This window comes from Vibrio sp. AIC-3 (assembly GCF_013114515.1).
In the GTDB taxonomy this organism is placed as follows: Bacteria; Pseudomonadota; Gammaproteobacteria; order Enterobacterales; family Vibrionaceae; genus Vibrio; species Vibrio crassostreae_C.
In genome coordinates, this window is record NZ_VTXG01000006.1 from 30,463 (window position 1) to 53,826 (window position 23,364).

Below are 23,364 nucleotides of genomic sequence, written 5' to 3' on the forward strand. Positions count from 1 at the left end.
AGATGAATAGTGAACACGAGGGATTGTGATGTTCTTTAAACGAAAAAATGTAAATCCAGAGTTTGAAAAAAGAGTAGAACAGATTTCGCATGACTCAGAAGATACCAACCCTGTTGAGCGTTTATCCAGTGTTGATACGTCTAGTCAATCTCGCAGTTCTGAAGCGAATGTAGAAAAGGAAAAGGCGATTGATGAAGCTCGAAAAGTGTTAGAGCAAGAGTTATCAATCAAACACTTTTTTCATAAGCAACTGCTTGAGACCCTAGATTTAGGATTACTCTCAAGTTTGGAAAAAGAGCGGGCTAAGGTTGACTTGCATGAAGCCATTTTACAGTTGATGGCTGACGATGGTAGTCATGCGCTGAGTGCTGAAGGGCGAAAGCGGGTTATAAAGCAGATAGAAGATGAGGTGTTTGGTCTTGGGCCGTTGGAGCCTTTACTCGCTGACCAAACCGTTTCAGATATCTTGGTCAACGGTCCTAAAAGCGTTTATGTCGAGCGAAGAGGTAAACTTGAAAAGACGCCCTATACTTTTCTTGATGATCGCCACTTAAGAAATATCATTGACCGTATCGTAAGTCAGGTTGGTCGCCGAATCGATGAAGCATCACCTATGGTAGATGCGCGCTTGGTTGATGGCTCACGTGTGAACGCTATTATCCCTCCTCTCGCACTTGATGGCCCTTCTGTTTCTATCCGCCGTTTTGCTGTGGATCGCTTAACGATGGATAACCTTATTGACTACAATTCAGTTTCACCCCAAATGGCTAAGTTTGTTGAAGCTGCAGTAAAAGGCGAGCTCAATATATTGATTTCAGGTGGTACAGGTTCAGGAAAAACCACCACGTTAAACATATTCTCTGGCTTTATTCCACGTGATCAACGAATAATTACCATTGAGGATTCTGCGGAGCTTCAACTTCAACAACCTCATGTTATTCGATTGGAAACTCGCCCAGCAAACCTTGAAGGTAAAGGCGAAATCAGCCAGCGAGAACTCGTAAAAAATACCCTGCGTATGCGCCCCGACCGAATCGTGGTTGGTGAGGTTCGTGGTAGCGAAGCGGTTGATATGCTGGCTGCGATGAACACGGGCCATGATGGATCTCTTGCTACTATTCACGCGAATACCCCCCGTGATGCTTTGAGTCGTGTCGAAAACATGTTCTCGATGGCTGGGTGGAACATATCAACCAAAAACTTACGAGCTCAAATAGCTTCGGCTATCCACCTCGTCGTACAGATGGAACGACAAGAAGATGGTAAGCGTCGTATGGTGAGCATCCAAGAGATCAATGGTATGGAAGGTGAGGTGATTACGATGTCGGAAATTTTCCGTTTCCAACGTCAAGGTATTGATGAAGATGGCAATATTATCGGCTATTACACAGCAACGGGGGTAGTTCCTCAATATCATGACCAGTTAGTCAAACGTGGACTCGACCTGCCTTTCGAGCTCTTTACTGAGACTCACGGTTAAGGAGAGGTTATGGATAATGTAAGCGTTTCATTAGGTCTGTTATTCATTGCGGTGCTTTTTATCTCTCAAGCTTTGTTATTACCTGCTGCAGGGAAAAAAGCGAAGCATAAAGAGTTGTCTCGGCGTTTGAAGGAGGCGCAACGTAATATCGATGAAGAGAGTCTATCTTTATTAAAAGAACATTATAACAAAGAATTATCTCCTATAGACCGTAAGTTAATAGTTATTCCATACTTTGCTGGATTAAAAAAAATGTTGGAATTAGCTGGTTTTAAATTAGCATTGAGCCGGTTTTTACTTATTGTTTCTCTTTGTGGTGTCTTGCTCACATTGATATCAATAATGACCAATCAAGAATGGTTTATTAGTTTAGCAGCATTCATTTCTGTTTGGGTTATATCTTATCTGTATGTACAAAATCGAGTGGCTTATAGAATGGCTCGATTCGAAGAGCAACTTCCAGAGGCTTTAGATATTATCCGACGAGCACTGCAAGCAGGGCAACCGCTTGTTCAATCATTTAATGAAGTTGGTGAAGAACTTCCTGAACCTATCGGTGCTGAGTTTAAAAATACCTACAACTTACTTAATTACGGTTATGACTTACGTTTAGCTATTTTACAGATGGCAGAGCGAGTTCCCACCGTATCAATGTTGGCTTTTTCTAGTGCAGTAATGCTACAAAAAGAAACTGGGGGGAATCTATCAGAGAACCTGCAAAAGGTATCTGAAGTACTAAGAGCCCGCTTTAAGTTAGAAAGGAAAGTAAAAACGCTCTCTGCTGAAAGCCGTCTGTCAGCATGGATCTTAACCTTATCCCCTTTTGGTTTATTTTTTGCCTTAAAGGTAGCCAGTCCTGAATATATCGAGCCACTTTACAAAGATCCTCGCGGTCTATCGATGGTCAGTGTCGGTATTGTTCTCTTGGCGATCGGAGCCTTGTGGATTAAAAAGATCATCAGTATAGAGATTTAACTTATGGAATTATTAAATATTGAAGTCTGGAAGCAGATGTTAGCAGAGTTTGGGATCAGCTCTCAGGCTGTTATCTATGCGATGATTTTGCTCACTACTGTCTTATTAACATTGACTATTGGGTTCTTGTTTTTAGGTGCTAGATCTCCTTTAGATAAGAAGCTAAGACAAATATCTGAAGAGGGGAGTACTGGTGGTCGAAAACCTTATGATTTTTCAAATACGTTAGAATCATTAAGCCCCTTTATAAGTAAAGGTAATAAAAAGGACAATGAAACTTACTCAGAAAAGCTGATGCATGCTGGGTTCCATGAGAAGAGCTCGTTATCAGTTTTCTACGCGTTGAAGGTTTTATCTAGTTTAATAGGCATCGTCGCTGCTTTTATGGTCTATTACATATCGTTGGGTGGAGATTACAATAATTTACTCATCATGACTTGTGTTTTTCTCGGAACATTTACGCCAAATATTATTCTGAACAAGTTACAAAAAGAGCGTCAGAAAAAAATAAGAAATGGTGTCCCTGATGCGCTTGATCTTCTTGTTGTGTGTACCGAGTCTGGGCTTGGTTTTAATGCAGCCCTTGGACGTGTCGCATCTGAGATCTATGTCTCTCAGCCGGAACTTGCGGATGAACTAGAGACTGTGTTTGCTAAAATTCAAGCGGGTGTCACTATGCCTGATGCGCTTAGACAGCTTATCGAGCGAACCGGTTTAGTCGAATTGGAAGGGTTGGTTTCTTTGCTTTCTCATGCATCGAGAATGGGCGGTAGCTTAGCGCAAACGCTTCGTGATTATACTGAAGACTTTAGAGATAAACGTCAGCAAGCCGCTGAAGAAATTGCGGCGAAAATACCGACCAAAATGTTATTTCCTATGCTGATTTTTATTTGGCCTTGTTTTTTCATTGTTGCACTTGGCCCTGGACTACTTATCGTAATGGACGCATTGAGTGCGCCGGGAGCAAGTTTATGATGTTATACAATAAGTTCCTTCTACTTTTCCTACCAATACTACTACTCGGTTGTGCATCATCTGATGAGCCAACGAATCAATTTGATGCAGAACTGTATTCCGGTAAACCGATAGATACGTTAACGAATGATGACCCTCCTTTGAGTGAGAAAGAAGCGATCATGCGTGGTGACGTGGCATTAAGGGACAACAACATCGATCTAGCCCTGTATGAATACATCCGCTCATTGTCTTTTCCTGAGCAAGAGTTTCACGACAAAACGCTGTTTACTATAGGTAAAATCCATTCATCTCGTGGCAACGCGGCGCTTGCCGAGAAAGCGTATTTGGCGGCCTTAGATTTCAATCCAGCACATACCGAGGTACTGGAGGAATTAGGCGTTTTGTATACGAAGCAGCGACGAACGGATGAAGGTCGAAGTTATTTCTTTAAAGCGATTAATGCCGACCAAGTTCGTTTGAAAAGCAGTGAAACGATTAAAAACCACCAAGCGTTAAGCCAAAGTGAAGTCGCTAGCTTGAAGGTCGACAGTATGTCTCCTGCATCAGCATATATGGGGATTGGTGTGTTGGAAGATGTCGACGGAAAGCATCAGATAGCTCAAGAGTACTTCAAAAAGTCGCTGCAGATAGACAAAAACTCATTCAAAGCTCTGTTGAATATGGGCTACTCCCATTACATGTACGGCAATTACAAGGAAGCGTATCAGTACACGCGTTCAGCTCTAGAGTTAGAGCCAAATAGTGAGAAGGCCCAAAACAATCTAGCCCTCATTTATCTGGCTTCCGGTGATGTTAAGAAAGCCACTAATATGTTTATGCGACATATGGATACGCCTGAAGCGTTGAATAATGTAGGGTATTTCCTAATATTACAAGGTAAGCCGGATGAAGCCGTTCCTTACCTTCAGCAAGCAATAGACAAGAAACCATCGTATTACAGAGTTGCGAACGAAAACTTAAACAGAGCATTAGCGGAAGTGAGAGAGATGGAGCAATAGTCGTTTAAATTTTGGCTCAGTGAAAAGGATATTCATGTCGCCTAAAAGTGAGAGTTTTAATAAAGATATCATTGTTATCTCTGTGATCTGGCTAGTTTGTGCCACAGTGATCTTTATTTACAAGTGGGAGAGTGTTTCAGCTCTTAACCTGAATGACAATGACGACTATATGCGTTTCGTTCAATTTCAGGATTGGATGGCAACTGGACATTGGTACCTAGAGCCAATGAATAATTTTAATGCCGCTGACGGCATTGTTATTCATTGGTCTCGCTTTCCTGATTTAATATTATCGCTCGTAGCTTTTCCATTGTTGTTTATCGTCGATGATAATCTTGCTTATACAATATCAATTTCGCTTGTCCCTCTGCTTTACTTGCTACTTTTTTCTCTGTCATGCTTTTACCTAGCTGACCACCTCTTCGGTGCCAAGTATCGCTTTATTAGTATGATGTTTGCGATTTCTTCGCCTTCAATTATCCATTTTTTACCCGGTTCTATTGATCATCATAATATTCAGCTGGTCTTCGCGGTCCTATTTCTAGCTTTAACGCCATTGAATCATGAGCAGTTGCGCCATGCGTGGCGTGTTTATGCGCAATCTATCTTGCTGTCTCTATCTTTATGGACGGGGCTTGATAATGTTTTGCTATTCATGTTTTTTTTCGCGATTTACACCGTGTATTACGGTCTTGTTCGCCATGAGTGGTTTGGCTATATCTCTAAGTTGTATGCGAATTCCGCTTTGTTTGGGATTTGTGCGGTTTTATTAAATCGGCCTTACGATGAGTTTTTTGTTTTTAAGTACGACGAAATATCATTTGTTCTCATCATCCTTTTCTTCTGTGGCTGGCTTTTCGTTAATGTTTATCATCGGTTTATGAATGAAGATAACAGTCTACTGCAAAAGGTTTTTCTGTTCGTATTTCTAGCTGTTCTATTTTTAATCCCAGTGGCAGTGCTTTATCCATCACTCAGCAGTGCGCTATTAATTGATTACCCTCCGATACTTAAAGTCTATTGGTTAGACCAAGTGACAGAAGCGAAATCGGTCGTTAGATATGTCGCAAGTCATGGTTTTTTCTCGATAGAGAATTACGCTTTGCTGGTGATTCCTGCCACTTTGTATCCACTTTTTAAGCGTAAAAATCACCACTGCACAATTTTGTATCTCATCTTTATGTTCAATTTAGCCCTTGCGATCTTTTGGCAGATTAGAGTCATGAGGTTGTGTTTTGTGCTAGCGGCTCCCCTGCAAGCATACGTGATTCTTCAGTTAGCAGATTACATCCGTTCCTCCATCATAAAAGCGACGGTTATTACTTCTGGAGCACCACTAGCGGTCGCTTTTGTCATTCTAGCGTTGTCGCCAACCGAAGAAATTACAACTACTCTTGATCAAAAGGAGCAATCGCTGAAGATTCATAAGGTGTTAAAAGATAACGATATAAATTCGCACACCATACTTTCAGGGATTGAAACGGGGGCTCCAGTGTTGGCAAAAACGGATAATCGAATTATTGCTGCTCCTTACCATCGAAATATTGTTGGGAACCAATTTCTTATTGAAGTGATGCTAGAGGAAGATCTGAGCTTAGCCGAAAGGAAAATCATAGAGAAAAGCATCGATATCATTGTTATTGGCAATGACCCGCATTTGTTGATTTTAAAGGACTCGGCGAGCGAGGAGGCATTTATCAATAAGCTGTACAGCTCAGATACGCCAACTTGGTTAGATGTTGTGTACGACAATATTGAGAATGGGTACCGAGTGTTTCGAGTCAGGGAGAGTTCATGAAGAATCAAACCATAGCGGTGTTACTCCCGTGCTATAACGAAGCCGGAGCGGTTGGAAAAACGGTGGCTGACTTTCAACGTGCACTACCAAGTGCGACGATTTATGTGTACGACAATAACTCCACTGATGGTACGGTCGAAGAGGCGCTGCAAGCTGGTGCTGTTGTTCGCCATGAGTATCGCCAGGGCAAAGGTGAAGTCGTGCGACGGATGTTCTCAGATATTGATGCTGACATTTATATTATGGCTGATGGTGATGATACCTACGACGCCTCCATTAGCCCTACACTGATTGAACAACTGGTTACTGAACAGCTCGATATGATCATTGGCAGTCGAGAGCGCTCTTCCGAGGCTTATCCTGCAGGACATATTTTGGGTAATAAGATGTTTTCGACTCTGATAAATAAAGGGTTCAATGCTCAATTGAATGATGTTTTCTCTGGCTATCGAGTGATGAGTCGCCGGTTTGTAAAAACGGTTCCTATTTTCAGTGATGGCTTTCAAATTGAGACGGAACTAACCGTTCATGCATTGCACCATAATATGTCGATCAAAGAAGTACCCACTCATTATCACTCAAGGCCTGAAGGCACGGCGAGTAAGCTCAATACATTGAGTGATGGGATCAAAATCCTCTACTTTATTTTGTTCCTGCTACGAGACGTAAAGCCGATGTTTTTTTTCGGTGCTCTGTCGGTGTTGCTTTGCTTTATCTCATTGGGATTAGGGATTCCCGTTATTATCGATTTTATTGATACCGGGCTCGTTGAAAGGGTCCCAACAGCTATTCTGTCTAGTTCAATTGCACTTATCGCGGTGATGTCTTTCTTTTGCGGCTTGATACTCGACAACGTGTCGCGCGGCAGACGAGAGATGAGGATCCTTTCAATATTAAGAAGTCACGATCACAAGCCATCTTAATAGGATTCAGGAATGAGAATAAACAAGGATGAAGACAAGGAGTGGCTCGATTATTTGTCCCGTTTCAGTGATGAATATGACGAGCGAGTCTACGAAAGCAGTACAACAGGCTATGTGATGAGGGCGGGTCATATAGCGTGTGAGAAGTCTTTCAGTAACAGAGAGCATTTCTCGAAGGTGCTAGAAGTGGGTTCAGGAACGGGTGAGCACTTGAGACATGTTCAGCATAGTTTTGACGAGTATACGGTCAGTGATGGCGATTCTGCCGCACTTGAAGTGGCAAAAAGGCAACTCAGTAACACCAGTACTTATGACAAGCTCGTTTTTAATGTAACGAATGCACGAGCGTTAGACTTTGAAAGCAACTGCTTTGATCGTGTTATTGCGACACATATATTGGAACACCTTTATGAGCCTCATCTTGTGATTAAAGAATGGCTTAGGGTATTAAAGCCGGGCGGCACTTTGTCCATTTTGATTCCTACAGACCCAGGTATTGCATGGAAGGTTGGTCGTTATATGACGACAAGAAAACTTGGAGTGAAAAAGGGGTGGAACTACGATTACATTATGGCGAGAGAACATGTTAATCCCTGCAATAATTTGATCGCCTTTTTAAAGTACTATCTCCCTGATAATAAACACTCTTTTTGGCCGTTAAGCCCAATCCCGCTAATTGATTGCAATTTGTTTTTTAACTTCCATGGAATCAAGCCTGCTAGTTAAAGGTTCGACGGCTCCTATCGTTCAGTCGTAAGCAAGAAGTTAGGTATTCACTAACTTCTTGCTTCGGTTAGATCTTTAGTTAACAAAGCCAGTAAGAGCGCCGAATAGCATAAACATGCCGACAAGCCTTACGATTGGCATCTTGACCGTTTTCAGTAGCCACACACCTATGATGATCAGAGCGAAGTCTAAACCGCCACTCACCGCACTTGTGAAGATTGGCTGATACAGAGCCGCAAGTAGTAACCCGACTACCGCTGCATTCACACCGGTAAGTGCACCAGCAACTAATGGTTTACTTGCGATTGCCTGCCAGTTTTTCAATACCCCCAGTAGTAATAAGAAGCCCGGTAAGAACACGGCGATTGTCGCCAAAAAAGCGCCAGTAATTGGTGCCGATGGCATTAATACATAGCCTAGGTATGTCGCTAAGGTAAACATAGGACCAGGTACAGCCTGTGCTGCAGCATAGCCCGTTAGGAACGCATCTTGGGATAGTTGGTCACCAATACCATTCTGCAACAATGGAAGTACCACATGACCGCCACCGAATACTAAGCTGCCAGCTTGATAGAACAGACCAAATACTTCAATACCTTGAGAGTATGCACTGAACAGAGGAAGGCCAACCAACAGCGCAACAAAAATGACGAGCGGTGTTATGGAGATCTTGTGTGTTGATGGAACCGTTTTGATGTCTTGTGAGGTCAAAAACTTGCTGCCAATGATTGCGGCAAATAGAAGTACCAAGATTTGTGGCCAGATCCCAGGAAGCAACAGGAGAACCACGGCAGTCATGACACATAAAGCGGTCGCGACTTTCGATTGGCAAAAGTTTTTGTACATGCCAAATGTGGCATCAGCAACCACCACCACTGCGAGTAGCTTCAAACCGTGAATGATTGAATTAAACAGAGGTGCTTCCAATAGTTGATTGCTCACCAAAGCTAATATCAACATTAAGATGACAGACGGGGAAGTAAAGCCGATAAACGCAGCAATCGCACCTGTTAAGCCTCCTTTCTTGTAGCCAACCGCAAAGCCAACCTGACTTGAACCTGGGCCCGGAAGAAATTGGCTGAGGGCGACAATTTGCCCGTACTCTTCGTCGGACAACCAATTCAGTTTTTCAACAAAGGTTTTACGGAAGTAGCCAATGTGTGCTGCTGGTCCACCGAAGCTAATCCAGCCAAGCCAGAAAAAGGTTTTAAAAATTGAAAGCATGATCGATTCCAGATAAATGTTTAGCGTAATTTAGGTGGAGTTAAACTATGATTCAAATTAATTGTTTTAATTATAACTATGAATGAAATAGGTTCTTCTGGATGGCTGATTTTAACTGGAAAGGTATCGATCTTAACTTATTGATAGCTCTGCAAGCGTTATACAAAACGAACAGTGTAAGTAAAGCGGCTGAGCGCTGTTATGTCAGTCAGTCTGCAATGAGTCATAGCCTTCAACGACTTCGAAAGTTGTTTGATGATCCTCTGTTTGAGCGGGTAGGTAGCAAGATGGAAGCAACGGATAGAGCGATTGAATTATCCAGTACTGTCGATGCCTTGCTCAATACCATTCAATCTGAAGTACTACTCTCTAAATCATTTGATGCAACAACTTACAAAGGCAGTTGGAAGATTGGTCTTACCGATTATGCCGAGCAGATGTTTGCTCCAGTGTTGTTTGATCTCATTAAACAGTCCTCTCCTGATTCTCAAATTGCGTTGTTCAACGTAAATCGATCTAACTATCAGCAAGTCTTTGACGATGCCAAGCTTGATATGACGATAGGCAGCTTTGGTGAGGTACCAAAGCAATATCGAACAAAGCATTTGTATACGGAGCAACATGTTTGTTTACTTGATCAATCGGTTCTATCTATTGAGGAGCCGATGTCGCTAGAACAATTTGTTGCTGTCGAGCACGCGCTTGTTTCCCCTGCAGGGGCTTTAAAGACGGGAGTGGATACTCGTTTAGGTGAACTCGGCTTAAGCCGGAAAGTCGCGATATCTTCCAGTAACTTTTTAACTGTTAAACGACTCATTCGTGGCAGAGAACTATTGTGTATTGTCCCCAAGCTAGTCGCGCGCAAGGATATTGATAGTGAAGAAACCTTACTAGCTGTGAAGCCACCTATTGATGTTCCAGATTTTGATATCCAGCTTGTTTATAGAAAGGCAAAGCATTTAGATGATAAAAATAAACGACTTAGAAAGTTGATTACTAATGCGATCTCATCTGTGATTTCCGAATAGTTTATTGTGTCGGTTAATCGTCAAATTCATATGAATTAATTTTAGAAAAATCCGGTTTATTATAAGAACCCGACTATACTTAATTTACGACTCAAAGCAGTCGTAAAGAATAGGCTTTTTGATTTACCTAAGTAAAAAAATTGGTTATATCCTCATGATATAGCTTAAAAATCTACCAGGCTAAACGGACTTAGTTGGTCTTAAAAGCGCTAGCTCCCCCTAGCGCTTTTTTCTTTTGGTCGAGATAAATTTAGACGTATCAACAACAACCTAAAAAGAGAATCGAGTCCATTTCCTCGCTCGCCAGCGATAGGCCATGATGATTCCACGGAACCACTCGTCCATCGCTATTGCCATCCAAGCCCCTAATACGCCATAACCCCAATGCACGCCAAGCAAGTAGCTCATGGCAACCCCAATGCCCCACATGCTGAGAATACCCATTTTGATCGGGAATTTAATGTCGCCAGCGGCCTTTAGACAAGAGATAAAGATCAGGTTAAATACTCGGCCAGCTTCAAGAATGATGGAACCTGCAATCAGCGCGGCAGTTAGCGCAACGATCTCTGGATCTTGCGTGAACAGATCGAGAATTTCGAAACGGAACACATAAACCATGCAGGTAATCGCAGTTGAGGCGATAAAACCAACCACAAAGTAACGTTGCACGCGCTTGGTGATCTCGTCGATCCAACCCTTGCCAATGTAATAGCCTGTTTGGATTTGGCTGCCTTGACCAATCGCCAGTGCAAACGCAAAAGAGAGGCGAGCGATGTTTTGTGCGTAAGTAAACGCAGCCAGTGAAGAGGTGCCCATCTGCACTACAAAGAAGGTAATGCTGATCTGAGCCATGTTATAAGAGAGCACTTCTCCTGCGTTCATCGAGCCGATCTTAATGATTTTTTGATAGATGGCTTTAGGCACAGATTTAAACTGCTTCACTGGTAGATCTATCCCTTTGCTTCTGACCACACCAATTAAGATCAACATCCCGATCACTTGGCTGATTACAGTCGCGGTCGCAACCCCTTGCACGCCGTATACAGGCAAACCAAAAGGTTGATATAAGGCACAATAGTTGCCGAATACGTTGATGACGCCAGCAATCATGTTGATCACCATTGGTGACTTTGAATAGCCATGACTGCGCAGAATAGTAGTGAGAACCACACCAATGGTTACATTGAAGGTGAGAGCACCACTGATGAATAGGTACTCTTGTGCGTATTGCTCGACTTGAGGTTCGAGTTGATAGAGCGGGATAAAATATTCAGCAACAAGAACGGCAATCACACTCAGTAGCACACCGGCAATAATGGCCAGAATGATGCTCGCTACGCCCACGTGAGCGCTCTCTTGAGTGCGGGAGGCACCGTTGTACTGCGCGATTAAAATCCCTGTACCACTGCTGACCATAGTCGAGACAATGATCAGGAAAAAGGATATCTGAGAAATAACACCAACGGCAGACACGGCTTTGTCCGAGTATCCCGATAACATGAATACATCACTGGTGTTGAGTGCGGTTCTTAAAAGAACTTCGATAAAAATTGGCCAGGTGAGCGCAACGATTCCCATACGTTTGTTTAGGGTGGAATCAGCATTAGGCATTTAGGTTTTCTCAAAAAAGGGGGAGGCGACACTATAGTTTAGCGATTATTTAGTAAACGACTATCAAATTAATGTCCGGAAGGCTAATAAGGATAAATAAAATTCGAATAAGTCTTCAGAACCCAGAGTTTCAGTGAGAGTGATGAAACTTTTGAGCGGGATTTCATAGCATGAGCACTCTTTGTTTTTTGTGAGTAAAAGCTTGCGAGTGTTAGCGGACTACAGCAAAAGGGTCATGATAGGCCAAATAGTCTAAATACTTGTTTTTTTGTATTACTTGGCTTCAAATGTAAAAAAGGCACTCAGCGATATACTGAGTGCCAAAGCCTGAAATTTATGAGGTTATGTTTTCATTGAATTCCAGAAGACAGGTATAGGTTTTGATTTACTCTGCGTCAGTAAAGAAATCGTTGTAAAGCATGTATAAGTGAGCCGCACTCCAAGAGAAGTTTGGTGCGCCTTGTTGTTCACCATTTAGTGGGTTGTAGTTCTCACGGATAGGACCGTCTTGAACTAACCCATCTGCATGGTCAAAGAACGCGCCTGCCATTTCAATCGCATCATCACGGTAGCCGTAGCTGTCCATGCCTTTAAGGCCGAAGTAGAACTGGTCTACCCATACGCGTCCACGCCAGTAAATATCTGGGCCAAATGCTGGGCTAGAAAGCGCTGCCGTACCCAGCGGAACGTAGGTGTTGAACTCTGAGGTATCTTTCATCACAGAAACAACCGCATCAGCGTGATCTTGCGTTGCTGCGCCATTGAACAGTGGTGACCACCCTTCAGGGCCTTTACCACGTTCTACAATCGGTTTACCTGCACAGCCATTGGCTAGTGGTTTGTCTTCAATGCGAATGTCGTAGAAGAAGTTAGTGCCTTCGTCGAACATACAAGTGTTGATGTAGTTCGATAGGTGTTCTGCTTTTTCACGGAACTCTTTTGCTTCTGCGTCTTTACCTAGAATGTCAGCCATTTCTGCTAGGTACTTGTTATCGCTGTACATGTAGCTTGCTTGGTCGACAGATTCTTGCAGTAGCGAGTAGCCTAGCAGTGTGCCGTCTTCAGCGCGGTTTTGAGCGAACTCAACATCCCAATCGCTGCGCTTACCACCGTTTGCAACGTATGCGTCTAGCTGGTCTTTATCAATGAAGCCAAATGCGGCTGCATCGTCACGGCCTGATTCCCAAGATGCAGCCGTTTGTGCGGGGCTCTCGATGTAATCGTAGTTGCCTTCTGCTACCACTTTATCCAGTGCTGCTTGTCCTACGACTGTTTCGTGCTTATCGCCACGAACCACGGTGAAGTACATTTCACCTTCAGGTGTGTTGTGTGCTTTGTCACGAGCAGCGCCATACTCTGGAACGCCATTGCCGTTGTTGTCACGGTTGCGTAGCCACCAATCATGGTATGCCACTAGTTTTGGATACATCTCTTGTAGCCAAGCTTCGTCGCTGGTGGTTTTGTAGACTTCCATTACTGCCCATGCTGCTAGGCTTGGTTTGGTATTACGTTCATTCCAGTTACCGCCATCGCCGCCACGTTCTGGACTTAGGTTGTAAGCGAGTAGATCGGGCACGTAACCTTCATCCCAAGGACGAACGGCATCGTCAGCCTGAATTTGGTAAGCGAACATCGCGCGGATGTTATCTTTCGCTACATCTGGGTTGAAGTGAGCCATTGCGTAGGCTTGCTTCCATGTGTCCCAAGGCCAAGTTTGGTTGCCCGAGAACCAACGCGCCGTCACGGATGGTGTCACAGAGTCAAACTCCATCGCACCTGCAGCGCCACGCCAGTTACCGTTTAGGGTTTCCATCGCTTTAACCGCAACACGCTCTTGCTCTGGTGTCGCGTTCGGGTTGGTTAAACCCATCTCAAGATAGCCTTCCCAACGTTCTGCTGATGCCGCTAAGAAGTCGGTAGGGTTTGCCATGATCTTTTTGATTTCAGGCTGTTCCGCTTGCGCTTCTTCTGCCGTTAGAACATGCGAGTATGTGGTGTAGATAGTCGTCGATGCTTCAATGTTTGCCGTTGAAGTAAACGCTAAACCATCAACCGTGGTTTTCGTTGGAATCGACTTGTGAACTTGGTACTCAGACTCACCAGAAGTCAGTAGATCCCAAGTTGAACGCACCTTACCAAAGGTTACTTTTAGGCCATCGTCAGTTGCGACGATTTGACGGTCATACTCAGGGTACGTCTCGGCAATGGTTTTGTCGGTTTGCGCGACGCCTTCTTTGGCGTGGGTCTTTTCTAGTAGTTCACCATCCCACACTAATTCAACCGGCGAGTCAGTGGTGATTTTAGTTTCTAGTAGAGAGGTACGGTTTGAAGCAAAACGCATCGTCATTTCTACAGTCACATCGTCAGATTTTAGTGTCTGAACCAATGCGCCCGGTAGGCTGTAAGCTTCCATAGTGAAAGCCACTTTTTTGCCATCTTTGAACACGCTTAGGCGGTCGAAGTTATCAGCCATGAAGTTGATGTATTCTTCGGTAAGCAGTGCTGTACCTGGGAATCCGCCCATGCCTTCTGCACTGTCTGGCAGTAGGTGACCGTGCCATGCGCCTAGGTCGAAGAATGGGTTAAAGCGTTGGTGGTCATCGAAGTCGTAATCTCGCATGTATTCTGGCGAGCCAGTACGGTCGATAACGTTCTTAAACTCGTTGGCTTGCAGTTGCTCAGCATCAGAACTTGAGCCAGAGATGGAATTTGATGCACAACCAGTAACGACAAGGGCTGCACCGATAGCGAGAGCTGCGAATGATTTATTCAGTTTCATGATCAATTCCTGTTATTACCAGTAGAAGTATTGCATTGCGAACACCTGAGCGTCGCCGATTTCAGTGTCGCTGCCTACGCCAAAGCGGCTATCGAAAGCTGTCGCAAATGTGCCGTTGCCGTATTCGTACCAAACGCCCGCGTTGATGTAAGAGGTGATCTCTTTGTCGCCGTTGTCACCATCAAAGTTTGCGTAGTTGTAGGCTGCTGAAAGGTAAACGCCCTGAGCCGCTTCGTACCAAGCACTGGTTTGAATACCGGATTCGCTGCCAAATGATTCTTGGTTGCCTTTATCTGTGTCGTGCCAAATACGAGTCGCAAAGTTTTTGTATTCAGCACCCAATAGCAATAGTTCACCGCCATCGTTGTTACGCACTTCACCACCACCCATTAGGGTTAAGTCGTCGGTCAGTTCGTATTGGAGGTAACCGTTGACCATGGCGTTCTTATCTTTCCATTGGTCTGCAAAGTTGTCGTATTTACCGAAGTGAATGAGAGCATCGTCTTCAGAGAAGTCAGACTCTGGCGCGAATGAAACACTGTAGCGAAGTTTGCCTTCTAGGTTTTGAATCTTCACACCAACGTGAACATCACGGGTGTTTGAGATTGCGTAGCCGTACTCGACTGTTGGGTCACCCCACCATTGAACGTCATCCAGTGACGAGTCCATACGACCGACAATAAATTCTGTTTTTTCGTCGGTGCGGTAGCCAGCGTAAAAGCGGTTAAAACCACCTTCGAAGCCGCCCCAACCGTGGCCTGTCGCCCAAGCATTACCTTCGTCATCGGCCTGTACTGTCCAGCCTTCCATGTAAGCTAAACCAAACCAATTGCCATGCTCGATAGCTAAACCCGCTTCAATGTAAGTGCCGTCTGCGTAGCGGCCCTTATCATCACCTTCTAGTGCCACGTGACCACCAAGGCCAAGCTCACCATAAAAGTTAAATAGGGTTTCAGTTTCTGTTTTAGGAGGCTGAGTATCACTGTGGTTTGCTGCGGACTCTTCCGCGTGGGCAGTGGTACTTAGGGCAGCAAGAATACAGCTTGTAATAAGAGTGGTTTTAGTAAAACTACTTTTCATTTTAATCACTTCTGTGTCGGGTTATAAATGAAGGTTCGCAAGCAGTTCTGACTTCTAATATGGGGTGCTCTTCAAGGCGTATTGGTCAGGTTACTTACGATCGCAAAACCGATATTAATGATAATTTTGGTGTTTAAAATTAATTCAGTTTAAAAGTGTGATCTGTTTTTAGTAAATATTTACTTTGTTTTTATTTTGACTTTCAGTTGAATTTGCAGAGGTATGGCTAGGGTTGTAAGTATTCGGGAGGTGAATTGTTTGATGGGTGGTTAGATTGTTGGTTCGAATGTTTTGATTCTTGAATGGCTTTGATTTAATCGAGATGGTTAGTGGAAATGTACCGACAAATAAAAAGGCACTCACCAAATGCGAGTGCCTGAAGTTTAAATGTAAGTGCCTTAAGCTTTCAATCAGAGTATAGGGTAAAGCTAAGCGTTCGCCGGTTCAGGCTTTGCTTCTAGTTTTTTCTCTTCTGGAGATAAGCTTTTCTCGTATTGACCGTACTTCCACCATGCGTAGCCAAGGAAGATCACGATACCGCCCACGTTGTAGAAGATGATGGTCATGATGTCTGCGCCTGTTGGGAAGGTAGAAGCGAAGAAACCAACGGTGAAGATAGCGATAAGAATCGACACAGCAGTAATACCGACCGTACGAGAACCCATGCGGAAATCACGAGGAAGGTGGTCCAGTTTCACGCGCAGGTGAAGGTAAGCAATCATGATGAACAGTGGCGGTAACATAGAAGCTGCTGCAGTCATGTTGATGATGGTGCTCATCAAGTCTTGCACTGTGTCAGACGCCAACGTTGGGATGAACATCAGTGGAATCACGATGAAGAACTGAACCCAAGCCGCACGCTCTGGAACGCCTTGTTTGTTTAGAGCGACCGTTTTCTCACCGAAGATACCTTTAGGGATTTCAGAGAAGAAAATCTTAACGGGTGTTGCCGTCCACATCAGCAGAGAGCCCAGCATCGCCGTGAATGAAACCACACCAACGAAACGGTTCATCAAGATTTCAGACAGGCCAAAGTGTCTTGCTAGCCCTTCAAATACCTGAACTGAGCCGCCTGTGAATTTAAGCTCTTCACGCGAAACAAACACGTTTGCTAACACAGATCCTACCGAGTAAAGCGCACCGATGAAGATACCGGCAATGATGATGACTTTAACGAAAGATTTGTGACCGCCTTTGATGTCGTTAACGTAAACCGCGACCGATTCTGCACCGCCTGCCGCCATGAAGATCCAAGTGATTACGCCAAGGAATGCCCAGTTGAAGCTTGGTGTCATGGCTTCAATGGTGATTGGGTCAGCTGGCTCGATACCGCCTACCAAAGCACCGCCAGATAGCAAGATGTAAGACATCGTTAGCAGCAGCATCAGTGATGATGTTAGTGAGGTGATAGGGCCCAGTAATTTCGCACCGTTATTCGAGATATGAGTCGCGACCGCAAACAAAATAGTACTTAGAATTGCGGTGGTTATTGGCGTGAATATGTACTCAAAACCTAAGAACGCATACGACGCGTAAGCGATGATTCTAGGGAGCAGAGAGGTGAAGAAGAACAGGTTAACAAACCAGTAGGTGTAAGCTGAAATAAACGCCCAGCGGCCGCCTAGAGAGCTTTTAACCCAAGAGTAAACACCCGCTTCAGAGTCTTTATTCAGTGACACAAACTCTGCAACGATCAAACAAAATGGCACAAAGTAAAAGATGGTTGCTAGAAAGAACATCGGAGCCGAGGAAAGACCGATCTCGATGTTGTTATTAATGATGTTATTGAAGCTGTATACCGCCGCGAAGGTCATAGACAGTAGGGCAAATTTGCCTATCGTACTGCGTTTATTTTCGGACATGATGTTCTCCGGTGAATCACGTTGATGATCGTTATAACTTGGTCCTAGAGAGGGAAGCTCTAGGCCGCACTTTTATTGTTATGTTGGTTTGGCAAACACCCGCTTTGTTTTGTCAGGGTTGGCTCATTGTTGTTTTTATAGATTTACGATCGGACTTCTTTGGGATTTTTTTCTTTGGTATTTCAGTAAACTTATTACCAAAACAAAGAGTTAAAGATTAAGAAGTTCATTGAAGAGATTGCTTGTTTCATGAGCGACGATTTATAAGGCGTGTAGGGGCTTTTTTTGTCGCTTTCTTTATATGAATCAGTTTGTCTCTTCAGCAAGAAGATTAAAGATTAAGCGGCGGGAAGTTAATCGAAATTGATCAAATATGTGACCTTGAGTAAATAAATTTAGTTAATGTTTTACCTTGGTTTTTATTTGAGTTTTATTACCTATTAATTGGTGTTTTTCGTGAACTGAAACCTTGACGGAACGCCGTTTTTATTCTTGGGGTTTTTGTTTTAATTATCTGATTTAAAACAAAAAAAAGCGCCAATTAAGGCGCTTTTAACTAGATGTATAGATTCTGGATTACGACTGCTTAGCCGTTTCTAGCTTTGCTTCTTTACTTGCTTGCTTCTTTTCAAAGCGAGAGATCCACCACCATGCGATACCAGAGAATACCGCTGTCATGAAGACGTTGATAAAGAAGGCTTGAACAAGGTCAACACCTGTCGGGAATGCCGATGCTGTCATGCTCACAATGAAGATACCAATCAGTACCGATACTACTGCCATACCTTGAACTCGAGTACCCATGCGGAAATCACGCGGTGTGTCGTCGTGTTTCAAGCGGAATACAAAGTAGGCCACCATGATGAAGATTGGCGGTAGCATTGCGGTACCTGCTGTTAGATTGATTGCTGTATTCATCATGTCTTGTACAGATTCAGAGCCGAAGCCGTTCACCACAAGCATCACGAATACGAACGCAAACTGCCACCATGCTGCACGAACTGGAACACCATGTTCGTTTAGCTCTGTTGTTTTTTCACCGTAAACGCCTTTCGGAATTTCAGAGAAGTGGATTTTAACTGGTGCTGCTGTCCACATCATCATTGAGCCAAACATAGCAACGAACAGAACGATACCAACGAAGCGACCCGTCATAGATTCAGAGATGCTGAAGAACTGAGCCATACCAGTGAAGATTTCAACCATACCACCTGCATACGTTAGATCTTCACGAGCAACGAACACGTTTACCAGTAGTGAGCCAATGGCGTACATAGAACCGATAGCGATACCCGCGCCAATGATTACTTTAATGAAAGACTTATGGCCACCTTTCACATCGTTTAGGTAAGCGGCTGCGGTTTCTGCACCACCGGCTGCTTGGAAGATCCAACACATGATACCTAGCGTTGCCCAGTTGATGGTCGGTGTCATTGCTTCAAGCGTGATTGGTTCTACTGGCTCATGGTTGCCGCCCAGTGCCATTAGTGCACCGATAACGTAGATTGCAAACAGAGCGAATACACCGTAGGCCACGATCTCGGCAATCTTACCTAGCCAGCTCGCGCCTTTGGTTGAGATGTGAGTTGCTGCAGCAAACAGAGCAATCGAGATAGCCGATGTGACGACTGGCGAGAAGGCGTATTCATAGCCCAACATCGCGTAAGACGCATAGGCGATTACGTTTGGTAGCAGGGATACAAACCAGAAAAGGTTTACGAACCAGTATAGGAAGGAACCTAGGTAGGCTGCTTTTGAGCCTAGTGGTTTTTTTAGCCAGTCATACATGCCTGACTCAGAATTTTTATTTGCTGATACGAATTCAGCAATGATGAACACGAACGGAATGAAGTAAATAAGGGTCGCGAGCAAAAAGATAGGGGCTGAACTCAATCCCAATTCGATGTTGTTGTTTACAATGTTGCGAACGTTAAATACCGCTGCAAATGTCATGGAGAGTAGGGCAAATTTGCCTAACTTACCGCGTACAGATTCAGACATAGTGTCCTCCGAGGAATCACGTAATTATAGTCGTTATTTCTCAATGCTTCCTTGTAGGGAGGAAGCATTGAGGCTTTGTTCAGCATGTTGGAGCCTTGAACGGCAAGGCTCGATACATACTGTTAATAGATAGCGTTATTGTTTATTTATTGAGGAAGTAACCGTCTTCAATGGTCACTTTCAGTACCACTTTTCGAACTCGGTTATCACCGTGGAAACGGTAAGCCTGATTGTTGTCAAAGATCGCCACTTGGCCTTCAGCTAGCTCACGAGTTTCACCGTTCCCCATTAGGTGTTCGCGGTCGGTTTCATCGCTATAAGCTTGGATCTGCTCTAGCTCTGATTTCGCTGCGAATTCAACCGTTTCACGGCCTTCTAGGTAGTAGTGCACGTCGAAGTAACGACGATTACCGGTGAAGTTTTCTGTGTTACGAGCCACACCGTCTTCAATCATGTAAGCCAGTGAATCACCAATTGAATACATCACGCCATCTTTGATGTTTCCGATGTTTTCAATCGCTTCTACACAGCGTTGCCATTTACGACCATCGCGGTAGACGACTTTAAATTGTTCTAAGTTCTCTAAAACGATCATCGCTTATGCCTCGTTCAGTTGTGGTTGAGCTTTTGGTGCATTCACCGTAAAAAACTCATCGCCAAAGTTGTGATTGATTAGGTGCTGCGCATCGCAATCGCCTGCTTGGAATGGAATCAGAGTTAAACCGTAGCGGAACTCGTCCATGTAAACGCGGTAAGAATCGAGCACTTCGCTGCCCCAAGAGTTAGAGCCTAAGCCCATCACTTGGTGATCTAGGTTTAACGTGATGTAACCGCTTTTCTCTAGCTCAATGGTGTGTTGTGCTTGGTGCAGGTTTTGGTTGGTGTAGAACCATGCGCTGAAGTTGATTTCTTGCTGTGGTTTTACTGCAATACCATTACCCGCGCGGCTTGAAAGCGCAGCCCAACGAACGTGTTGGCGGTTGCCGTTGTTCTGTGGGAACGGGTAGTTCTCGAACATGTCTGCAACGGTTGATTGGTACACATCAATCATGTTGGCTTGCTTGCTGTCTTGGTAGTTCTCTTCAGGGCCGCGTCCGTAATATTGGACTTGGTCGAAGTCGCCGTTGATGCCCATATCAAAACCAATCACAGGAATTACATGAGGGTACTCACCGTAACGTTCGCCGCTTAGCTCAACGTTCAATTGGCCTTCAGCATTAACTTGGTAGCGATATTCACAACGCATGCCGAAATCGAATACTGGTGGAGCAATGATGCTGGTGGTGGTGATCTCTACCTTGCCATTTACCTGTTCAACGTTAACGCATTCAAGGTCAATGCTACGGAAGTGCTCCTGCATAATTTGCAAGTGTGCAGGCTCCCAGTAACCATCGTGCTCTTGTTTATGGTTATCGATCATTGGCTTGAAGAAGTTGATTCGTGGTTCTGACTTAATCATCTCTTCGCCATTGACCAACCATGACGTCAGCTTGCCGTTCACTTTCGAGAAGTTCAGTGCGAAGTTGTGGCCTTTGATTAGGTAAGCTAAACGAGACTCTTCCACATTCAGTGCTGTCGCATTGTTGTTAGTGAAGGCTTCTAGCTGTGCTGTGTTCTCTTTCACTTGGAATTGATACACCGCGATGTCGTGGTTCGCTTCGCTGTAAGGCGTACGAGAATCCTTGCGCACGGTAAAATTCACAAACACTTCGCGCTCATCAAGTTGTGGCAAGTTAAGTGTCAGTTCACGGCTCGAGTTTTCTGCCAGTTCTTCAATCTTGATGTGTTGCACAGCAATGGTTTCACCTTCAGCACGGATTTCCGCAGTGATGGTGTAGTCATCGATGTTTGAGAACCAAAGTTTGTTGTCTACTGTGAAGGTGCCGTCTTCAGCATTGAAGTCACGGATCTTCACTGGTGCGATAACCTGCTTGTACTCTTTTAAGCCTGGCCCCGGTGTTTGGTCTGGGTAGATCAAACCGTCCATGCAGAAGTTGTAGTTGTTCGGGTAGTCACCGTAGTCACCGCCGTACTTATAGAACTCAGTACCCGCTTCATCACGCGCTAGAATGCCGTGGTCACACCATTCCCAAACGTAGTGACCTTGAATTGCATCGTGCTTGTAGAACACGTTTTGGTATTCGGTTAAGCCACCTGGGCCATTACCCATTGCGTGTGCGTATTCACAGATAATGCGTGGTTTTTCGTGTGGGAATTCACCGAAGGCATTCATCAGTTGAGCACGTGAGTACATGGTTGAAATGATGTCGACCACTTCAGCATCGCGGTCTTCTTCATAGTGAACCAAGCGGGTGTCATCAATCGCTTTTGCCGCATCGTACATAGAGCGGATATTGCAGCCGTAGCCTGATTCGTTACCTAAAGACCACATGATGATAGAAGGGTGGTTCTTTTGAGCGTGGATATGACGTTCGATACGTTCAACAAACACCGCTTCCCATGCTGCATCGTTAGTGATGCGGCTTAGGTCGCCAACGTTAGCAAAGCCGTGAGTTTCGACATCGGTTTCACCCATCACGAACAGGCCGTAGATGTCACACAGTTCGTAGAAACGTGGGTCATTCGGGTAGTGCGCAGTACGTACTGAGTTGATGTTGTGTTGCTTCATCAACACCAAGTCTTTCTCAACGCGATCCATGCCCACAGCACGACCTTTCAGGTGGTCGTTGTCGTGACGGTTTACACCATGCAGCATCACGTATTTGTTGTTGATGTAGAACAGACCATCGCGAACTTTAATGTCTCGGAAACCAACGCGCTGTGGAATCACTTCTAGCACTTCGCCGTCTGTGTCTTTTAGCGTCAGCAACAGTTGGTAAAGGTATGGGTTTTCAGCATTCCATTGAACAGGGTTCACGACATCGATAGAGAATTGAGTGTTCGCATTGCCGCCAGTCTGTTGGTTAGGAACAGTTAAGTTATCTACTGAGCCTTGGGAGATAACTTGGCTGCCATCAAGCAATGCGTACTCAAGAGTTGCGTTAGTCGCTGCTGCTAGGTTTTCTAGAGCAACGTTGCACGAAAGGGTCGCGCTTTGGTAAGCGTCGTCAAAATCAGTACGAACCATTAGGTCTTGAACGTGAAGTTGTTCTTTACCAACAAGGTAAACATCACGGAAGATGCCGCCTGCCCACCACATGTCTTGGTCTTCAATATAGGTGGAATCGGCCCACTGCATCACGCGAATAGAAAGTAGGTTGTTGCCCGCTTTTACGTGGCTAGAGATATCGAATTCAGCGGTTAGGCGGCTGCCCTTGCTGAAACCAACGTACTCACCATTTACGTAAACTTCGAAGTAGGTCTCTACGCCATCGAATTTAATAATGGTTTGTTTCTCGTTCCAGCTGTCGCCAAGGAAGAACGAACGTTGGTATGCGCCTGTCGGGTTATCTGACGGTACGAAAGGTACATCAATTGGGAATGGGAAACCTTCATCTGTGTACTGAAGATCGCCGTGGCCTTCCATCTGCCACATATTTGGCACCGTAATGTGGCCCCAATCGCTCATCTCTTGAGAGTAAAACTCTTCAGGAACCAAGAGCGGGTTAGTGAAGTAGCTGAAATTCCATTGACCACTTAGTAGTTGGAAGTGGCTGCTTAGTTCACGTTGAAATGTTTTAGCGGTTTTTTCTGATGCGTATGAGAAGAAGTAAGCACGTGGTGCCATACGGTTCTCATGTAAGTTCAGGAAGTTTTCCCAGTTGTTCACGTTGCCTCTCTCTCGGTCTGAATGCAGTTTGCTGACCGACGTTCTTATTCGTAATTGGGTCGTAGTGAATACGAGTATTTTTGGATTGAGGTGATTATTAGTAAAAGTTTTACTAAATGAAAATGGTGAAAACGTTTTACTTTAACTTCATCACGTTTTTTATGGTCTTTT

Annotated in this window: 16 protein-coding genes; 8 read left to right on the plus strand and 8 right to left on the minus strand. The window is 44.4% G+C overall.

Annotated features, from left to right (window positions below):
- Positions 1-28 precede the first annotated feature (28 nt).
- From F0229_RS06320 to F0229_RS06350, 7 genes are read left to right on the plus strand one after another with little or no spacing between them, the layout of a single operon-like run.
- Positions 29-1,480, plus strand: coding sequence for a CpaF family protein (locus tag F0229_RS06320; RefSeq protein WP_171732476.1), 1,452 nt, complete (start codon positions 29-31; stop codon positions 1,478-1,480).
- A gap of 9 nt (positions 1,481-1,489) precedes the next feature.
- Positions 1,490-2,455, plus strand: coding sequence for a type II secretion system F family protein (locus F0229_RS06325; RefSeq protein WP_102319926.1), 966 nt, complete (start codon positions 1,490-1,492; stop codon positions 2,453-2,455).
- A gap of 3 nt (positions 2,456-2,458) precedes the next feature.
- Positions 2,459-3,430: a type II secretion system F family protein gene (locus F0229_RS06330; RefSeq protein WP_102319927.1), complete on the plus strand. Its 972-nt coding sequence runs from the start codon at positions 2,459-2,461 to the stop codon at positions 3,428-3,430.
- Entirely contained in the window at positions 3,427-4,431 is a 1,005-nt protein-coding gene (locus F0229_RS06335; RefSeq protein ID WP_061032546.1) for a lipopolysaccharide assembly protein LapB, read from the plus strand. Before F0229_RS06330 ends, F0229_RS06335 begins: the two co-directional genes overlap by 4 nt.
- Positions 4,432-4,465: 34 nt before the next feature.
- Entirely contained in the window at positions 4,466-6,229 is a 1,764-nt protein-coding gene (locus F0229_RS06340; protein ID WP_171732477.1) for a hypothetical protein, read from the plus strand.
- Positions 6,226-7,152: a glycosyltransferase family 2 protein gene (locus F0229_RS06345; protein WP_171732478.1), complete on the plus strand. Its 927-nt coding sequence runs from the start codon at positions 6,226-6,228 to the stop codon at positions 7,150-7,152. Before F0229_RS06340 ends, F0229_RS06345 begins: the two co-directional genes overlap by 4 nt.
- Positions 7,153-7,164: 12 nt before the next feature.
- Positions 7,165-7,878 carry a class I SAM-dependent methyltransferase gene (locus tag F0229_RS06350; protein ID WP_171732479.1) on the plus strand — a complete coding sequence of 238 codons (714 nt, stop codon included), beginning with the start codon at positions 7,165-7,167 and terminating at the stop codon, positions 7,876-7,878.
- 75 nt (positions 7,879-7,953) lie between these two features.
- Here F0229_RS06350 and chrA read toward each other — a convergent pair whose 3' ends face one another.
- The gene (gene chrA / locus F0229_RS06355) at positions 7,954-9,102 is read right to left on the minus strand and encodes a chromate efflux transporter (RefSeq protein ID WP_171732480.1); all 1,149 of its coding nucleotides are present in this window, start codon (positions 9,100-9,102) and stop codon (positions 7,954-7,956) included.
- A gap of 101 nt (positions 9,103-9,203) precedes the next feature.
- Here chrA and F0229_RS06360 point away from each other — a divergent pair, with 101 nt between their 5' ends.
- On the plus strand, positions 9,204-10,130 hold the full coding sequence (locus F0229_RS06360) for a LysR family transcriptional regulator (protein WP_171732481.1): 927 nt from the start codon (positions 9,204-9,206) through the stop codon (positions 10,128-10,130).
- A 270-nt stretch (positions 10,131-10,400) separates the two neighbouring features.
- Here the strand turns inward: F0229_RS06360 and F0229_RS06365 are convergent, their stop codons facing one another.
- The 7 genes from F0229_RS06365 to ebgA form a co-directional block, all read right to left on the minus strand.
- The gene (locus F0229_RS06365; protein WP_171732482.1) at positions 10,401-11,741 is read right to left on the minus strand and encodes an MATE family efflux transporter; all 1,341 of its coding nucleotides are present in this window, start codon (positions 11,739-11,741) and stop codon (positions 10,401-10,403) included.
- Between the two features lie 385 nt (positions 11,742-12,126).
- Positions 12,127-14,520, minus strand: a complete 2,394-nt coding sequence (ygjK, locus tag F0229_RS06370; protein ID WP_171732483.1) for an alpha-glucosidase — start codon at positions 14,518-14,520, stop codon at positions 12,127-12,129.
- Between the two features lie 15 nt (positions 14,521-14,535).
- On the minus strand, positions 14,536-15,600 hold the full coding sequence (ygjJ, locus tag F0229_RS06375; RefSeq protein WP_171732484.1) for a protein YgjJ: 1,065 nt from the start codon (positions 15,598-15,600) through the stop codon (positions 14,536-14,538).
- A gap of 428 nt (positions 15,601-16,028) precedes the next feature.
- Positions 16,029-17,462 carry an amino acid permease gene (locus F0229_RS06380; protein WP_171732485.1) on the minus strand — a complete coding sequence of 478 codons (1,434 nt, stop codon included), beginning with the start codon at positions 17,460-17,462 and terminating at the stop codon, positions 16,029-16,031.
- Positions 17,463-18,038: 576 nt separating this feature from the next.
- Positions 18,039-19,463: an amino acid permease gene (locus F0229_RS06385; RefSeq protein WP_171732486.1), complete on the minus strand. Its 1,425-nt coding sequence runs from the start codon at positions 19,461-19,463 to the stop codon at positions 18,039-18,041.
- Positions 19,464-19,605: 142 nt separating this feature from the next.
- Positions 19,606-20,058 (minus strand): beta-galactosidase subunit beta, encoded by a 453-nt coding sequence (locus F0229_RS06390; protein WP_017066026.1) that lies wholly within the window; start codon positions 20,056-20,058, stop codon positions 19,606-19,608.
- Positions 20,059-20,061: 3 nt separating this feature from the next.
- The gene (gene ebgA / locus F0229_RS06395; RefSeq protein WP_171732487.1) at positions 20,062-23,193 is read right to left on the minus strand and encodes a beta-galactosidase subunit alpha; all 3,132 of its coding nucleotides are present in this window, start codon (positions 23,191-23,193) and stop codon (positions 20,062-20,064) included.
- Positions 23,194-23,364 lie beyond the last annotated feature (171 nt).

Bases quoted from the DNA above. Each gene is read 5' to 3' on its own strand.
- F0229_RS06365 (WP_171732482.1), bottom strand. From the start codon at position 11,741: ATGCCTAATGCTGATTCCACCCTAAACAAACGTATGGGAATCGTTGCG.
- F0229_RS06360 (WP_171732481.1), top strand. From the start codon at position 9,204: ATGGCTGATTTTAACTGGAAAGGTATCGATCTTAACTTATTGATAGCT.
- F0229_RS06380 (WP_171732485.1), bottom strand. From the start codon at position 17,462: ATGTCCGAAAATAAACGCAGTACGATAGGCAAATTTGCCCTACTGTCT.
- F0229_RS06345 (WP_171732478.1), top strand. From the start codon at position 6,226: ATGAAGAATCAAACCATAGCGGTGTTACTCCCGTGCTATAACGAAGCC.
- F0229_RS06385 (WP_171732486.1), bottom strand. From the start codon at position 19,463: ATGTCTGAATCTGTACGCGGTAAGTTAGGCAAATTTGCCCTACTCTCC.
- F0229_RS06390 (WP_017066026.1), bottom strand. From the start codon at position 20,058: ATGATCGTTTTAGAGAACTTAGAACAATTTAAAGTCGTCTACCGCGAT.
- F0229_RS06340 (WP_171732477.1), top strand. From the start codon at position 4,466: ATGTCGCCTAAAAGTGAGAGTTTTAATAAAGATATCATTGTTATCTCT.
- F0229_RS06320 (WP_171732476.1), top strand. From the start codon at position 29: ATGTTCTTTAAACGAAAAAATGTAAATCCAGAGTTTGAAAAAAGAGTA.
- F0229_RS06335 (WP_061032546.1), top strand. From the start codon at position 3,427: ATGATGTTATACAATAAGTTCCTTCTACTTTTCCTACCAATACTACTA.
- F0229_RS06325 (WP_102319926.1), top strand. From the start codon at position 1,490: ATGGATAATGTAAGCGTTTCATTAGGTCTGTTATTCATTGCGGTGCTT.
- ygjJ (WP_171732484.1), bottom strand. From the start codon at position 15,600: ATGAAAAGTAGTTTTACTAAAACCACTCTTATTACAAGCTGTATTCTT.
- ygjK (WP_171732483.1), bottom strand. From the start codon at position 14,520: ATGAAACTGAATAAATCATTCGCAGCTCTCGCTATCGGTGCAGCCCTT.
- F0229_RS06330 (WP_102319927.1), top strand. From the start codon at position 2,459: ATGGAATTATTAAATATTGAAGTCTGGAAGCAGATGTTAGCAGAGTTT.
- chrA (WP_171732480.1), bottom strand. From the start codon at position 9,102: ATGCTTTCAATTTTTAAAACCTTTTTCTGGCTTGGCTGGATTAGCTTC.
- F0229_RS06350 (WP_171732479.1), top strand. From the start codon at position 7,165: ATGAGAATAAACAAGGATGAAGACAAGGAGTGGCTCGATTATTTGTCC.